We start from the raw sequence: 14,006 nt of genomic DNA, 5'->3' as shown, positions 1-14,006 counted from the left end.
CCGCCACAGAGGGCCGCGGCGCCGACGCCGCCGCCGCGACGCTGCAGCTCGAGCGCGAGGTGCAGGGCCAGGCGGGCGCCGGACATGCCGATCGGGTGGCCGAGGGCGATGGCGCCGCCGTTGACGTTGACCTTCTCGAGGTCGAGCCCGAGCTCCTTGGCGGAGGCCAGGCCGACGGCCGCGAAGGCCTCGTTGATCTCGACGAGGTCGAGGTCGGCGGGGCTGACTCCCTCCTTCTCGCAGGCCAGGGCGATCGCCCGCGCCGGCTGCTGCTGCAGGCTCGAGTCGGGGCCGGCGACCATGCCCTGGGCGCCAATCTCGGCGAGCCACGACAGGCCGAGCTCCTCCGCCTTGGCCTTGCTCATCACGACGACCGCGCATGCCCCGTCCGAGATCTGCGAGGCCGAGCCGGCCGTGATCGTCCCGTCCTTGGCGAAGGCCGGCCTGAGACCGGCGAGCGAGGCCGCCGTCGTCTCGGCACGGATGCCCTCGTCGCTCTTGAACTCGAGCGGCTCGCCCTTGCGCTGCGGGATCGAGACCGGGACGACCTCGTCCTCGAAGAGCCCGTCCTTCCAGGCCTTGGCGGCGAGCTGGTGGCTGCGCGCCGAGAACTCGTCCTGCTCCTCGCGGCTGAAGGCCTGGTCGCCCTTGTTCGCGGCCTCGGTGAGGGCGCCCATCGCCTGGTCGGTGAAGGCGTCCCAGAGGCCGTCGTAGGCCATGTGGTCGCGCATCGTCACGTCGCCGTACTTGAACCCGCCGCGGCTCTTCTCGAGCAGGTGCGGTGCGTTCGTCATGGACTCCTGGCCGCCGGCGACGACCACCTCGACCTCACCGGCACGGATCAGCTGGTCGGCGAGGCCGATGGCGTTCAGGCCCGAGAGGCAGACCTTGTTGATCGTGATCGCCGGGACGTTCATCGAGATGCCGGCCGCCGCGGCCGCCTGACGGGCCGGGATCTGGCCGGCCCCCGCCTGCAGCACCTGCCCCATGATCACGTAGTCGACCTGGTCCGGCGCCACCCCTGCCTTGTCGAGGGCACCCTTGATTGCGATGCCGCCGAGGTCCGAGCCCGAGAAGTCCTTCAGCGAGCCGAGCAGGCGCCCCATCGGGGTGCGGGCTCCAGCGACGATGACGGACACGGGACGGTCAGAACTGCTCATGGCGAAGCCCTCTCCAACGTCTTCGGGGATGTCCGTCCAACTCTAACCGCGACCCCTGCGGGCGCCGGGTCGACCATGACGAACTGCACACGCCACGGCCCTCCCCCCGCACCGCGGCACGGCCCTAGGGTCGAGGCATGACTGAGCTGTCGACACCTCTCTTCACCCACATCGACCACGTCGGCATCGCCGTGCCTGACCTCGACGAGGCCATCGCGTTCTACGAGGAGAAGTACGGCATGACCAAGCTCCACGAGGAGCGCAACGAGGAACAGGGCGTCCGCGAGGCGATGATGGGCGTCGGCGACTCCGGCTCGTGCATCCAGCTGCTCGCCCCGCTCTCACCGGAGTCGACGATCGCGAAGTTCCTCGACCGGAGCGGCCCGGGGATCCAGCAGATGGCCTACCGGGTGACCGACATCGAGGCCGTCTCGGCGACCCTGCGCGAGCGCGGGCTGCGCCTGCTCTACGACGAGCCGCGGCGGGGCACGAGCAACAGCCGGATCAACTTCGTCCACCCCAAGGACGCCGGCGGGGTGCTCGTCGAGCTCGTCGAGCCCGCCAGCGAGGGGGCTCACTAGCCCGCCCAGCCCTGCGGCCCCCGAGCAGGCTCCGAGCCCGGACCGCGCGCCGGCTCGGAGGGTCACCACCGCGGAAGGCAAGGGGCTCCCGGGACACAGCTGAGCGGCATACCGGCGGTGTTCGATGTGCCCGGAACCCGTGACTCAGGTCACCGTGTGGTGGGAGTCTCAAAGGTGACCGGGCAGTAGCAGGCCGTCGCTACGGTCGACCCACGCACCGCCAGTGACCCCAATCCTGCGAAAGGGATTCGACATGCAGGCCATTCGCGACGCCATCCTCTCGGGGGACCGGTCCGAGCAGACCTACGCCAACCTCGAGATCCCGAAGACCTACCGGGGGGCCACCGTCCACAAGGACGAGGTCGACATGTTCGAGGGCATCGAGAGCCGGGACAAGGACCCGCGCAAGTCCCTCCACATCGACGACGTGCCCGTCCCCGAGCTCGCGCCCGGCGAGGCCCTCGTCGCCGTGATGGCGAGCGCCATCAACTACAACACGGTCTGGACGTCGATCTTCGAGCCGGTCGCGACGTTCGGGTTCCTCGAGCGCTACGGGCGCACTTCGGAGTTCGCCAAGCGGCACGACCTGCCCTACCACGTCGTCGGCTCCGACCTCGCCGGCGTCATCCTGCGCGTCGGCCCCGGGGTGACGAAGTGGAAGCCGGGCACCGAGGTGGTCGCGCACTGCCTGTCGGTCGAGCTCGAGGACGCCGACGGCCACGACGACACGATGATGGACCCCCAGCAGCGGATCTGGGGCTTCGAGACGAACTTCGGCGGCCTCGCCGAGCTCGCCATCGTCAAGGCCAACCAGCTGATGCCCAAGCCCGGCCACCTGACCTGGGAGGAGGCCGCCTCCCCGGGGCTCGTCAACTCGACCGCCTACCGGCAGCTGATCTCCAAGCACGGAGCCGCGATGAAGCTCGGCGACCGGGTCCTCATCTGGGGCGCGTCCGGTGGCCTCGGGTCCTACGCGACGCAGATGGCCCTGGCCGGCGGTGCGACGCCGGTCTGCGTCGTCTCCTCGCCCGAGAAGGCCGACATCTGCCGCGCCATGGGGGCCGAGCTGATCATCGACCGCAACGCCGAGGGGTACCGGTTCTGGAAGGACGAGCAGACCCAGGACCCGAAGGAGTGGCAGCGCCTCGGCAAGCGGATCCGCGAGCTGACCGGCGGGTATGACGTCGACATCGTCTTCGAGCACCCGGGCCGGGAGACGTTCGGCGCCAGCGTGTATGTCGCTCGCAAGGGCGGCACGATCGTCACCTGCGCATCGACCTCGGGCTACATGCACGAGTACGACAACCGCTACCTGTGGATGAACCTGAAGCGGATCGTCAGCTCGCACTTCGCGAACTACCGCGAGGCGTGGGAGGCCAACGAGCTGATCAACCGGGGCCTGATCCACCCGACGCTGTCCAAGACGTACTCGCTCGAGGAGGTCGGCCAGGCGGCGCTCGACGTCCACCAGAACGCCCACCAGGGCAAGGTCGGCGTCCTGACGCTCTCGCCGGAGCCGGGCCTCGGCGTCACGAACCCCGACAAGCGCGCCGAGTTCGAGACGCAGATCAACCGGTTCCGCAACCAGTGACCCATCCTGTGCGTCGCACCCGCCTCCGGGGACCGCGCCACTAGGCTCGGTGCCCGGAGGTGACCATGTGGCGACGCTGGACTGACTACCGCCGCGCCCAGCGGCAGAAGCTGGCCCAGATCCGCGAGGGGCGTTACGGTCCGGGCGCGGACGAGGTGCTGCGCCCTGAGCCACCCCACCTCGGCGACGTCGAGGGTCAGGTTGCCGACGACGAGCAGCTGGCACACGACCTCCTCGTGAGCACCCTCGCGGGCGGCGCGACAGGGGCGGGCGAACGGCAGCCGGGTGCACCGGACGAGCAGAGCGGGCCAGCCGAGTCGGAACGCACCGCCGGGCCGGCCGAGCGCGGCCGTGCACGCGACCGGTCGGGTCGCGGCTACGGGCCGGTCGGCACACCCTTCAACCGCCAGTCGCCGTTCTACATCGGCTTCGTCGGGGCGCTGGGCGTCCTCGTCGCGTATGCGTTCGTCCAGGCCGTCGGCAAGCTCGGCACGACGATCACCCTGCTCATCGTCGCCCTGTTCCTCTCCCTCGCCCTCAACCCCATCGTCGAGGCACTGACCCGCGCGAAGATCCGCCGCGGCCTCGCCGTCGCCATCGTCTTCCTCGGGCTGCTCGTCGTGTTCGTCCTGCTCGGCTGGGTCGTCATCCCGCCCGTCGCGACCCAGAGCACCGACCTGGCCAACAACGCCCCCCACATGCTCGACGGGCTGCTGCAGAACCAGTGGGTCCAGGACCTCGACCACCGCTACCAGGTCATCGCCCGGATCCAGGACGAGATCAACAAGCGGGTCGCCGACGGCAACCTCTGGGCCGGCATCTTCGGCGGCGTGCTCGAGACGGGCAAGGTCCTGCTCGGCGGGGTCTTCTCGGTGCTGACGGTGCTCGTCCTGACGCTCTACTTCCTCGCCTCGCTGCCGAGCCTCAAGCAGGCGGCCTACGGCCTCGTCCCCGCCAGCCGGCGTCCGCGCATCATCTCGCTCGCCGAGGAGATCATGCGCCGCGTCGGGTCATACGCGATCGGCCAGGTCGCCGTGGCCGCCATCAACGCCTTCTGCTCGTGGATCATGATGACGCTGCTCGACCTGAAGTTCGCCGCGGTGCTGGCCGTGGCGGTCGGGTTCCTCGGCCTGATCCCGATGGTCGGCGCCACCCTCGGCGCGAGCGTGGTCGCGATCGTCGCCTTCTTCGACGAGCCGAAGAAGGCCCTCATCGCGATCATCTACTTCGTCGTCTACCAGCAGATCGAGAACTACGCCGTCATGCCGCGGGTCATGCAACGGACCGTCGCCGTGCCGGGCGCCGTCACCGTCGTCGCCGCCCTCGCCGGAGGCACCCTCGCGGGCATCCTCGGTGCGTTGCTCGCCATCCCGACGGCCGCGGGGCTCCTGCTCATCTACGACGAGGTGCTCGTCCCCCGCCAGCGACAACACTGACGTCGCCTCATGGCTCCGACCAGGAGGCCGTATGCCGCTGAGCCGGGTCTCCCACGCCCGTGACCGCCCGCTCGTCCACCGGTTCGCGACCGGAGTTCGCGCTCACTCGACGGGCGGGGGCCGGAGTTCGGGCTCACTCGACGGGCGGGGGCCGGAGTTCGGGCTCACTGGCACGTAAATAGCCGTCCGTCCGAGCCGAAACCTCCGGCTCTGCCCTATTTGCCCCATTCCATGGGAGCGCCGCAGGCCCGGGTCCGCTCGACGGGTGGGGGCCGGAGTTCGCGCTCGCTCGACGGTCAGCGGTAGGAGGCCCCGGACGGGCGGGCGTCGCGCCGCTGCCAGCACCCGCTGTGCCAGTGCCGCCGGTCCCCGAGGCCGCCGACGCCGTCGGCCGGCCAGACGACGACGTGGGGCGTGCCCGGCGCGATGTCCTGCTGACACCCCGGGCAGAGGTAGGCGCGGCTCGCCGAGGCACCACTCACGGAGCGCACCGTCCAGGCCCGGCCCCGGTACGCCTCCTCCCGCGTCGCCCCGCCCTGCAGCCGCGTCACGTCGAGCGGGACATGGGGCCGCGCGTGCTTGCTCGGGCGGCGGCGGGACGGCATACCGCCCATTCTCCCAGCCCCGCGCAGCGGGGATGTCCCCGGAGAACCCAGCTGGGCGGCATACGACACCCGAGGCCTCAGAGGCCTCGCGCGCGACTCAGGCGTACGTCCGGAACCCGCGCCCCGTCTTGCGGCCGAGGTAGCCGGCCGTCACGAGGTGCTCGAGCAGCGGCGCCGGTGCCCAGCCACGCTCGCGGAACTCGAGGTAGAGCTCGCGCTCGATGGCGAGGGAGACGTCGAGGCCGACGACGTCGAGCAGCTCGAACGGGCCCATCGGCAGGCCACAGCCCGTCTTCATCGCCGTGTCGATGTCGTCGGCGGAGGCGTAGTTGGCCTCGAGCATCTTGACCGCGTCGTTGAGGTACGGGAACAGCAGCGCGTTGACGATGAACCCCGCCCGGTCGCCGCACGTGACCGGGTGCTTGCCGATGCGCCGGCAGAGGTCCTGCACCGTCGCGACGACGTCGTCGTCGGTCGACACGGTGCGCACGACCTCGACGAGGCGCATCACCTGGGCCGGGTTGAAGAAGTGCATGCCGACGACGTCCTGGGGCCGCTTGGTGACGGCGCCGCACTCGATGACCGGCAGCGAGCTCGTCGTCGTCGCGAGGATGGCACCGGGCCGGCAGATCTCGTCGAGGTTCTCGAAGAGCGCCTGCTTGACCTTGAGGTCCTCGACGACCGCCTCGACGACGAGGTCGGCATCGGCGAGGTCGTCGAGGCGGGTCGTGCCCGTGACCTTGGCGACCGCCGCGTCCCGGTCGCTCTCGGTCAGCCTGCCGCGCTGGACCGCCTTCTCGAGGCTCTTGCCGATGGCGGCCTCGACGGCCTGGACCTTCGCCCCGGTGCGCGCGACGTAGACGACGTCGTGGCCGGCCTTCGCGAACACCTCGATGATCCCGGTCGCCATGGTGCCCGACCCGACGACGCCCACGCGGGCGACCGGACGCAGGGCCGGGCCGCCGGCCGCGGCGGCCCGCGGCGTCAGAGCGTCGTCGACCACCTGCGACTGGCCCGGCCCGGAGTACGTGTAGAAGCCGCGCCCGGTCTTGCGGCCCTTCAGCCCGGCGCTGACCATGTGCTTGAGGATCGGGCTCGGCGCGTGGAGCCGGTCGCGGCCCTGCTTGTACATCGTGTCGAGGATCTCGTAGGCCGTGTCGAGCCCGATGAGGTCCATCAGGGCGAGCGGCCCCATCGGGTAGCCGCAGCCGAGCCGCATGGCGTCGTCGATGTCCTCGCGGGTCGCGTACTTCCCCTCGAACATCGACACCGCGTGGTTGAGGTAGCCGAACAGGAGCGCGTTCGCGATGAAGCCGGCCTTGTCACCCACGACGACGGGCTTCTTGCCCAGCCGCTCGGCGAGCGCCTTCACCTCCTCGAAGACCTCGTCACTCGTGATGACGGTCTTGATGACCTCGACGAACTGCAGGACCGGGGCCGGGTTGAAGAAGTGCATGCCGACGACGCGCTTCGGGTCCTGGGTCGCGACGGCGATCTCGGTGACCGACAGCGACGACGTGTTCGTCGCGAGGATCGCGTCCGGCCCGACGACGCCGTCGAGCTTGGCGAAGATCTCCTTCTTCAGCTCGAGGTGCTCGGGCACCGCCTCGACGACGAGCTGGCAGTCGGCGAGGTCGGCGAGGTCGGTCGTGTACCGCACCCGGTCGTGCAGCGCCTCGGCGTCGGCCTGGCTCAGCTTGCCCCGGCCGAGGGCCCGGTCGGTGGAGGTGCGCAGGTGCTGCCGGCCGAGCTCGAGGGCCCGCTCGTCGACCTCGACGCCGACGACGTCGATGCCGGTGCGGGCGAAGACCTCGACGATGCCGGCCCCCATGGTGCCGAGCCCGATGACGCCGACGCTGGTGAAGTCCCGTGCCATGTCTCGGAGTCTGGCAGAGCCCGGATGGCGCTCACAGACCTTCGCGGGGTGAGCATCCCCACGCTGTGGTGGCCCTCACTTCGGGCCGGGCGGTTAGGGTGTCGGCGTGCGTCTCGTCATCGCCCGGTGCAGCGTCGACTACAACGGTCGGCTCACTGCCCACCTCCCCCTCGCCACCCGGCTCCTGCTCGTCAAGGCCGACGGGTCGGTGCTCGTCCACAGCGATGGCGGGTCGTACAAGCCGCTCAACTGGATGGCGCCGCCGTGCTCGATGGCCGAGGTCGAGCCGGACGAGGCCCAGGCCGAGGAGGGCGCCGTCGCGGCGTGGAAGGTGGTCCACGCCAAGAGCGGCGACAGCCTGACGGTGAGCATCCACGAGGTGCTCCACGACAGCGCCCACGAGCTCGGGGTGGATCCCGGTCTGGTGAAGGACGGCGTCGAGGCGCACCTGCAGGAGCTGCTCGCCGAGCACATCCACACCCTCGGCCACGGCTGGTCCCTCGTCCGGCGCGAGTACATGACGGCGATCGGCCCGGTCGACATCCTCGCCAAGGACCACACCGGCACGAGCGTCGCCGTCGAGATCAAGCGCCGGGGCGAGATCGACGGGGTCGAGCAGCTGACCCGCTATCTCGAGCTGATGAACCGGGACCCGCACCTCGCCCCGGTCCGGGGTGTCTTCGCCGCGCAGGCCATCAAGCCGCAGGCCCGCACCCTCGCCGAGGACCGCGGCATCCGCTGCGTCGTGCTCGACTACGACGCGCTCAAAGGCATCGACGACGCGGAGTCGCGCCTCTTCTAGTCCAGCGGCTTCTCGTCCAACGGCGCGGTGGCGAAGCCGTCCGCGTCTACCAGCAGCAGGGTCGGGTCGGCCGCCTGACCCGGACGCACGACGACGGCCGTCTCGCCCCGATGCCGGTCGGCGAGGTCGTCGTAGCCGGCCCCGCCGAAGTCGAGGTCGCCGTCGACCGCGACCGGTGGCACGCCGAGCCCCGCCGCCAACCGCGTGACCGCGGCGTCCCCCGCGAGGGGGTGAGCGGCATACACCGCGGCGACGCGCTCGCCCGCCAGCCGGCCGACGAGCCGTTCGACGTCACCCAGCCCCGCGTCGTCGACGACGACGAAGCGCGCAGCACATTGCAGGTCGCTCACGACTCGACTGTATGCCGCTGGGCCGGCGCCGTCAGGCCGGCACTGTCGCGAGCGGGCTGAGCCCCCGTGAGGTGCGGATGACGTCGACCATCTCGACCATGATCTCGTTCAGCCCGAAGTCCTTGGGGGTGAACACCATCGCGACGCCGGCCTGCTTGAGGGCGGCGGCGTCGGACTCCGGGATGATGCCGCCGACGACGACGGGGATGTCGTCCGCGCCCGCGTCGCGCAGCCGCTGCAGGATGTCGGGGACGAGCTCCATGTGCGACCCGGAGAGGATCGAGAGACCGACGAGGTGGACGTCCTCGGCGACGGCGGCGTCGACGATCTGCTCGGGGGTCAGCCGAATGCCCTGGTAGACCACCTCGAAGCCGGCGTCGCGAGCCCGGACGGCGACCTGCTCGGCACCGTTGCTGTGCCCGTCGAGGCCGGGCTTGCCGACGAGGATCCGCAGCCTCTCGCCGAGCTCCTCACTCGTGCGCGCGACCGCCTCCCGGGCCCGGGCGAGCCCGCCGCCCGGCTCCGCCGAGGTGACGCCGACCGACGCGGACACCCCGGTGGGTGCGCGGTACTCGCCGAACTGCTCGCGCAGCGCGGCCGCCCACTCGCCCGTCGTCACCTCCGCCCGGGCGCACTCGAGCGAGGCCGCCATGAGGTTGGTGCCGGCCGCCGCGTCGGACCTCAGCCGGGCCAGTGCCTGCTCGGCGCGGGCGTGCTTGTCGGGGTCGGCGTCGCGGCGCTCGCGCCACTCGTGGACCGCGTCCGCAGCGGCCTGCTCGACGCTCGCGTCGACGGTCTGGATCGCCGTGTCGAGGTCGGCGGTGAGCGGGTTGGGCTCGGTCGTCTCGAACCTGTTGAGCCCGACGATGACCTCGTCGCCGGCCTCGATGCGACGGCGTCGCTCGGCGTGCGACGCCACGAGGGCGGACTTCATGTAGCCCGACTCGACGGCAGCGACGGCACCCCCCATGGCCTCGATGCGGTCCATCTCCGCCTTCGCGCCCGCGACGAGCTCCGCGACCTTGCGCTCGACGACGACCGAGCCGGTGAACAGGTCCTCGTACTCGAGCAGGTCCGACTCGTAGGCGAGGACCTGCTGCAGGCGCAGGGACCACTGCTGGTCCCACGGGCGGGGCAGGCCGAGCGCCTCGTTCCAGGCGGGCAGCTGGATGGCGCGGGCGCGGGCGTCCTTGGAGAGGGTCACGGCGAGCATCTCGAGGACGATGCGCTGGACGTTGTTCTCCGGCTGCGCCTCGGTGAGGCCGAGGCTGTTGACCTGGACGCCGTAGCGGAAGCGGCGTGCCTTGGCGTCGGTCACCCCGTAGCGCTCGCGGGTCAGCTCGTCCCACAGCTCGACGAAGGCGCGCATCTTGCACATCTCCTCGACGAAGCGCACCCCGGCGTTGACGAAGAAGGAGATCCGGGCGACGACGTCGGCGAACTCGTCGGCGGGCACCTGCCCCGAGTCGCGGACGGCGTCGAGCACGGCGACCGCGGTCGAGAGGGAGAAGGCGAGCTCCTGGACCGGGGTGGCGCCGGCCTCCTGCAGGTGGTAGCTGCAGATGTTGATCGGGTTCCACTTGGGGATCTCGCGCACGGTGTAGGCCACCATGTCGGTGATGAGCCGCAGGGACGGCGCCGGCGGGAACACGTAGGTCCCGCGAGAGAGGTACTCCTTGATGATGTCGTTCTGCGTCGTGCCGGCGAGGGCGCGCACCCAGTCGGCCGGGTCCTCCCCCGCCTCCTGCGCCTGCTGCTCGGCCGCGACCTGGTAGAGGGCGAGCAGCCACATCGCCGTGGCGTTGATGGTCATCGAGGTGTTCATGTCGCGCAGCGGGATGTCCCGGAAGAGCGCGGCCATGTCGCCGATGTGGCTGATCGGCACCCCGACCTTGCCCACCTCACCGCGGGCGAGGACGTGGTCGGGGTCGTAGCCGGTCTGCGTCGGCAGGTCGAAGGCGACGGACAGGCCCGTCTGGCCCTTGGCCAGGTTGCGGCGGTAGAGCTCGTTGCTGGCCGCGGCGCTCGAGTGGCCCGCGTAGGTGCGCATGACCCAGGGGCGGTCACGGACGGGCCGTGACACGGCGGGCTGCGGCGGCTCGGGCTGCGGGCTCGGGTCCTGCTCAGGCATGCCAGTGAACGTACCCGCGCGCCGGTGGGCCGGGGAGTGGCTCAGGCGGTGAGAGTCGACACAGTGTGATGCAGGTGGTCCGGAGCGAGGATCCGCTCGAGCCGGCAGCCGCGGAGCAGGCGCGTCGTGCGCTCGGAGGAGCCGACCAGCCAGAGCCGGCGCTGCTCGCGGCGCGCGCGGCGGTGGATGTGCACGATGACCCCGAGTCCTGTGGCGTCCCCGATCTCGGCCTTCGCGAGGTGCAGGCGCAGCTCGCCGGGGCCCCGGGCGATGACCTCGTGGAGGGCGTCGCGGATGTCCGGGACCGTATGGACATCGAGTCGCCCCTCGATGATCACGTCGTGACCGTCGGGCGCGTCGAGCACGTGGACCGGCGTCCTGCGGTGGCGTTTCAGCGTCATCGGTGACCCCTCTCCTGCTGCCGTCACCATGATGACGCGCCAGCAAACGAAAACGTTGTCTCTGGGAGTCAAGAAAGGGTCAAGAAATACCAAAGTCGCGAGAAGTGCCGTGACCGTCGCCGAGCGGACGCTCCGCTCAGTCTTCCCAGAGGTCCTCGTCCGGCTCGCGGGTCACATCGGCCCCCAACCGGCACAGCGCCTCCTCGAAGCGCGGGTAGCCGCGGTCGATGTGGTGCACGCCGCTGACGAGCGTCTCGCCCTCGGCGACGAGACCCGCGATGACGAGGGCAGCGCCGGACCGGATGTCGCTCGACTGGACCGGTGCGCCGGAGAGTATCGGCACCCCGTGCACCATGACGTGGTGGCCGTCGACCTGCGCGTCGGCGCCGAGCCGGGCAAGCTCCTGGACTGTCCGGAAGCGGGCCTCGAAGAGGTTCTCGGTCACCATGGCACTGCCCGACGCGACCGCGTTGTAGGCGATGGCGAACGGCTGCAGGTCGGTCGGGAAGCCGGGATAGGGCAGCGTCGCCACGTCGAAGGCCGTGGGCCGCTCGGGGCCGGCCGCGACGCGGAACCCGCGCGCGGTGGTCTCGATCCGACAGCCGGCCCGCTCGAGGGCGGCCAGCGGGGCACGCAGGTGGTCGGTGCGCCCGCCGACGATCTCGATGTCGCCGCGGGTGGTGGCCGCGGCGAAGGCCCACGTGCCGGCCGCGATCCGGTCGGGCACCACGGCGTGGGTCGTCGGCTTCAGCGCATCGACCCCCTCGACGACGATGCACGAGGTGCCGGCGCCGCTGACCTGGGCGCCCATCTCGGTGAGCAGGTCCGCGAGGTCACCGATCTCCGGCTCCCGGGCCGCGTTGTCGATGATGGTGCGGCCCCGTGCGAGCACCGCCGCCGTGAGGATGTTCTCCGTCGCGCCGACGCTGGGGAACTCGAGCCGGATCTCCGTGCCGGTGAGGCCATGGGGCGCGGTCGCGACGAGATAGCCGTGCGAGACGTGGACCGACGCGCCGAGGGCCTCGAGCCCGGCGGCGTGCAGGTCGAGGCCGCGTGACCCGATGGCGTCCCCGCCGGGGACGGCGACGTCGGCGGCGCCGGTGCGGGCCACGAGTGGACCGAGCACGGAGATGGAGGCACGCAGCGCCCGGACGAGCCGGTAGTCCGCGCGGTGCCCGACCGTCTCCGGCACGTCGAGCACGACCACCCCGGTCACGGCGTCGTAGTCCACCTCGACCCCGAGGCTGCGCAGCAGCTGCGCCATGATTGTCACGTCCGCGATGGCCGGGACGTTGGTCAGCGTGGTTCGCCCGTGCGCGAGCAGGGCGGCGGCCATGAGCTTGAGGGCGCTGTTCTTGGCACCGACGACGTCCACCTCGCCGACGAGGCGGGCGCCGCCGCAGATCCGGAACCGCTCTCTCACCCGAGAGACCCTATCTGCGACAGTTGGGTGCATGGTCAACCTGACGAAGATCTACACCCGCACGGGCGACGACGGGACGACGGCGCTCGGCGACTTCTCCCGCACCACGAAGACCGACCCCCGGTTGCGCGCCTACGCCGACTGCAACGAGGCCAACGCGGCCCTTGGGATCGCGATCGCGGCCGGTGACCTCGACGAGGACGTCAGGACGACTTTGCTGCGGGTCCAGAACGAGCTGTTCGACGTCGGCGCCGACCTGTCGACCCCGCTGCAGGAGACGTACCAGTTCCCGCCGCTGCGCGTGGACCAGCCCTGGATCGACGACCTCGAGGCCGACTGCGACCGCTACCTCGAGGGTCTGCCCAAGCTGCGCTCCTTCATCCTGCCCGGCGGCACCGCCGGGTCGGCGTACCTGCACCTCGCCACGACGATCGTGCGTCGGGCCGAGCGGTCCGCGTGGGCCGCGATCGCCCAGCACGGCGACGCGCCCGGCTCGGAGCGCGGGACCGGTGGCGTCAACGTCCTGACCGCGAAGTACCTCAACCGGCTCTCGGACCTGCTGTTCATCCTCGCCCGCGTCGCGAACCTGCCGATCGGCGGTGACGTCCTCTGGCAGCCCGGCGGCGGCCGCATCGAGAAGCCCGAGAAGTAGCACCACCGCCACTCGTTCGAGGTAATCCCCCGTCGCATCTGTCCGGCGAATACCTCGAACCGGTTGGTTCAGGCGACGTTCCTCATTGTCGCCTGAGCCGAACCGGCGCTCCGGGCCTCCCTCGTTCCTCGCTCGGGTCCTCGCGCCTTGGCTCAGGCGACGTTGACGTTGAAGCCCGGCGGGGCGGCCTCCTGCCACGACCGGAGCGCGGTGTAGTCGTCGTGGGGCAGGCCGAGCTCGAAGTGCTCGCGGCGTGAGGAGCAGGGCACGCGTTGGGCGCCGGGGATGACGGGGATCGACTCCCCTGCGCCGAGCGGCTCCGGCGTCTCGACGAACAGGGTCTGGCGCGGCCAGCGGTGGCGCGCGCGCAGCGAAACGCCCCCGAGCGTGTACCACTCGAGGGCGTTGTCACCGAATCGGATCAGGCCGAGGCGCCAGCGCTTGCCGGCCTCGGTACGCAGGGCACACACCGTGAGCGGCAGGCCCCGCGAGATGTAGCGCCGTCGCGCGTACGTCACGACGAGGACCAGCGCGACGACGACCAACAGCGTGCCGACCACGATCTCCGTCGAGACGAGCGCGGACGGCACGGCAGGTCCTCAGTGTCCGGCGGCGTGCAGTGACGAGGCGTCGACGTGCTCGGCCACGATCGTCACGACGTCGGAGTCGACCGAGAGGAACCCGCCGTCGACCTTGGCGTGGTGACGCGACCCGTCCATCGCCTCGATGGTGACCTCGCCCGAGACGATGGCGCCGAGCAGCGGCGTGTGGCCGGGCAGGATGCCGAGCTCGCCGCTCGCGGTGCGGCCGCGGACGAACTTCGCCTCGCCCTCCCACACCTTGCGGTCGGCAGCGACCATCTCAACCTTGAGTGAACTCACGTGTTCCTCCGGATCTCAAACAGTGTCAGAAGTGTATGCCCCGGCCCGACCGGCCCGTTCCGCCGGCCGGGTGCCGGAAGGCCCGCCCGTATGCCGCTGGGCGCGCTTCCTGGGAAG

14 protein-coding genes are annotated in these 14,006 nt (G+C 71.0%); 5 read left to right on the top strand and 9 right to left on the bottom strand.

Annotation, left to right across the window (positions count from 1 at the left end; genetic code table 11):
* A partial coding sequence (locus tag N864_RS12750; RefSeq protein WP_034717304.1) for an acetyl-CoA C-acetyltransferase occupies positions 1-1,160 on the bottom strand: 1,160 nt, incomplete at its 3' end.
* 137 nt (positions 1,161-1,297) lie between these two features.
* On the opposite strand from N864_RS12750, the gene mce reads away from it, so the two are divergent.
* From mce to N864_RS12735, 3 genes are all read left to right on the top strand, one after another.
* Positions 1,298-1,741: a methylmalonyl-CoA epimerase gene (gene mce / locus N864_RS12745; protein ID WP_034717299.1), complete on the top strand. Its 444-nt coding sequence runs from the start codon at positions 1,298-1,300 to the stop codon at positions 1,739-1,741.
* 253 nt (positions 1,742-1,994) lie between these two features.
* On the top strand, positions 1,995-3,332 hold the full coding sequence (gene ccrA, locus N864_RS12740) for a crotonyl-CoA carboxylase/reductase (protein WP_034717297.1): 1,338 nt from the start codon (positions 1,995-1,997) through the stop codon (positions 3,330-3,332).
* A gap of 65 nt (positions 3,333-3,397) precedes the next feature.
* On the top strand, positions 3,398-4,768 hold the full coding sequence (locus N864_RS12735; RefSeq protein WP_081793782.1) for an AI-2E family transporter: 1,371 nt from the start codon (positions 3,398-3,400) through the stop codon (positions 4,766-4,768).
* 296 nt (positions 4,769-5,064) lie between these two features.
* Here N864_RS12735 and N864_RS12730 read toward each other — a convergent pair whose 3' ends face one another.
* On the bottom strand, positions 5,065-5,373 hold the full coding sequence (locus N864_RS12730; protein ID WP_034717292.1) for a hypothetical protein: 309 nt from the start codon (positions 5,371-5,373) through the stop codon (positions 5,065-5,067).
* Positions 5,374-5,470: 97 nt separating this feature from the next.
* The gene (locus tag N864_RS12725; protein ID WP_034717289.1) at positions 5,471-7,249 is read right to left on the bottom strand and encodes a 3-hydroxyacyl-CoA dehydrogenase family protein; all 1,779 of its coding nucleotides are present in this window, start codon (positions 7,247-7,249) and stop codon (positions 5,471-5,473) included.
* 106 nt (positions 7,250-7,355) lie between these two features.
* On the opposite strand from N864_RS12725, the gene nucS reads away from it, so the two are divergent.
* Positions 7,356-8,051 carry an endonuclease NucS gene (gene nucS, locus N864_RS12720; protein ID WP_034717287.1) on the top strand — a complete coding sequence of 232 codons (696 nt, stop codon included), beginning with the start codon at positions 7,356-7,358 and terminating at the stop codon, positions 8,049-8,051.
* Here the strand turns inward: nucS and N864_RS12715 are convergent.
* From N864_RS12715 to murA, 4 genes are all read right to left on the bottom strand, one after another.
* A complete protein-coding gene (locus tag N864_RS12715) occupies positions 8,048-8,401 on the bottom strand; it encodes a hypothetical protein (RefSeq protein WP_034717285.1) in 354 nt (117 codons plus the stop codon). The two genes, nucS and N864_RS12715, sit on opposite strands and share 4 nt — an antisense overlap.
* 31 nt (positions 8,402-8,432) lie before the next feature.
* Positions 8,433-10,451: a protein meaA gene (locus N864_RS12710; protein ID WP_051518536.1), complete on the bottom strand. Its 2,019-nt coding sequence runs from the start codon at positions 10,449-10,451 to the stop codon at positions 8,433-8,435.
* Positions 10,452-10,573: 122 nt separating this feature from the next.
* Positions 10,574-10,933, bottom strand: a complete 360-nt coding sequence (locus tag N864_RS12705) for an STAS domain-containing protein (RefSeq protein ID WP_034717283.1) — start codon at positions 10,931-10,933, stop codon at positions 10,574-10,576.
* A 136-nt stretch (positions 10,934-11,069) separates the two neighbouring features.
* Positions 11,070-12,356, bottom strand: coding sequence for a UDP-N-acetylglucosamine 1-carboxyvinyltransferase (gene murA, locus N864_RS12700; RefSeq protein WP_034717281.1), 1,287 nt, complete (start codon positions 12,354-12,356; stop codon positions 11,070-11,072).
* Positions 12,357-12,387: 31 nt separating this feature from the next.
* On the opposite strand from murA, the gene N864_RS12695 reads away from it, so the two are divergent.
* On the top strand, positions 12,388-13,008 hold the full coding sequence (locus N864_RS12695) for a cob(I)yrinic acid a,c-diamide adenosyltransferase (protein WP_034717279.1): 621 nt from the start codon (positions 12,388-12,390) through the stop codon (positions 13,006-13,008).
* Between the two features lie 152 nt (positions 13,009-13,160).
* On the opposite strand, the gene N864_RS12690 is transcribed toward N864_RS12695, so the two are convergent.
* Positions 13,161-13,598 (bottom strand): DUF2550 domain-containing protein, encoded by a 438-nt coding sequence (locus N864_RS12690; protein WP_034717276.1) that lies wholly within the window; start codon positions 13,596-13,598, stop codon positions 13,161-13,163.
* Between the two features lie 9 nt (positions 13,599-13,607).
* Positions 13,608-13,889, bottom strand: coding sequence for a F0F1 ATP synthase subunit epsilon (locus N864_RS12685; protein ID WP_034717273.1), 282 nt, complete (start codon positions 13,887-13,889; stop codon positions 13,608-13,610).
* Between the last annotated feature and the right edge of the window lie 117 nt (positions 13,890-14,006).

Source organism: Intrasporangium chromatireducens Q5-1, assembly GCF_000576575.1.
In the GTDB taxonomy this organism is placed as follows: Bacteria; Actinomycetota; Actinomycetes; order Actinomycetales; family Dermatophilaceae; genus Intrasporangium_A; species Intrasporangium_A chromatireducens.
The sequence above is the reverse complement of the archived record's forward strand: the minus strand, read 5'-3'. Positions and strand labels throughout refer to the sequence as shown.

Bases quoted from the DNA above. Each gene is read 5' to 3' on its own strand.
- mce (WP_034717299.1), top strand. From the start codon at position 1,298: ATGACTGAGCTGTCGACACCTCTCTTCACCCACATCGACCACGTCGGC.
- ccrA (WP_034717297.1), top strand. From the start codon at position 1,995: ATGCAGGCCATTCGCGACGCCATCCTCTCGGGGGACCGGTCCGAGCAG.
- N864_RS12735 (WP_081793782.1), top strand. From the start codon at position 3,398: ATGTGGCGACGCTGGACTGACTACCGCCGCGCCCAGCGGCAGAAGCTG.
- N864_RS12730 (WP_034717292.1), bottom strand. From the start codon at position 5,373: ATGCCGTCCCGCCGCCGCCCGAGCAAGCACGCGCGGCCCCATGTCCCG.
- N864_RS12725 (WP_034717289.1), bottom strand. From the start codon at position 7,249: ATGGCACGGGACTTCACCAGCGTCGGCGTCATCGGGCTCGGCACCATG.
- N864_RS12710 (WP_051518536.1), bottom strand. From the start codon at position 10,451: ATGCGCACCTACGCGGGCCACTCGAGCGCCGCGGCCAGCAACGAGCTC.
- N864_RS12705 (WP_034717283.1), bottom strand. From the start codon at position 10,933: ATGACGCTGAAACGCCACCGCAGGACGCCGGTCCACGTGCTCGACGCG.
- N864_RS12695 (WP_034717279.1), top strand. From the start codon at position 12,388: ATGGTCAACCTGACGAAGATCTACACCCGCACGGGCGACGACGGGACG.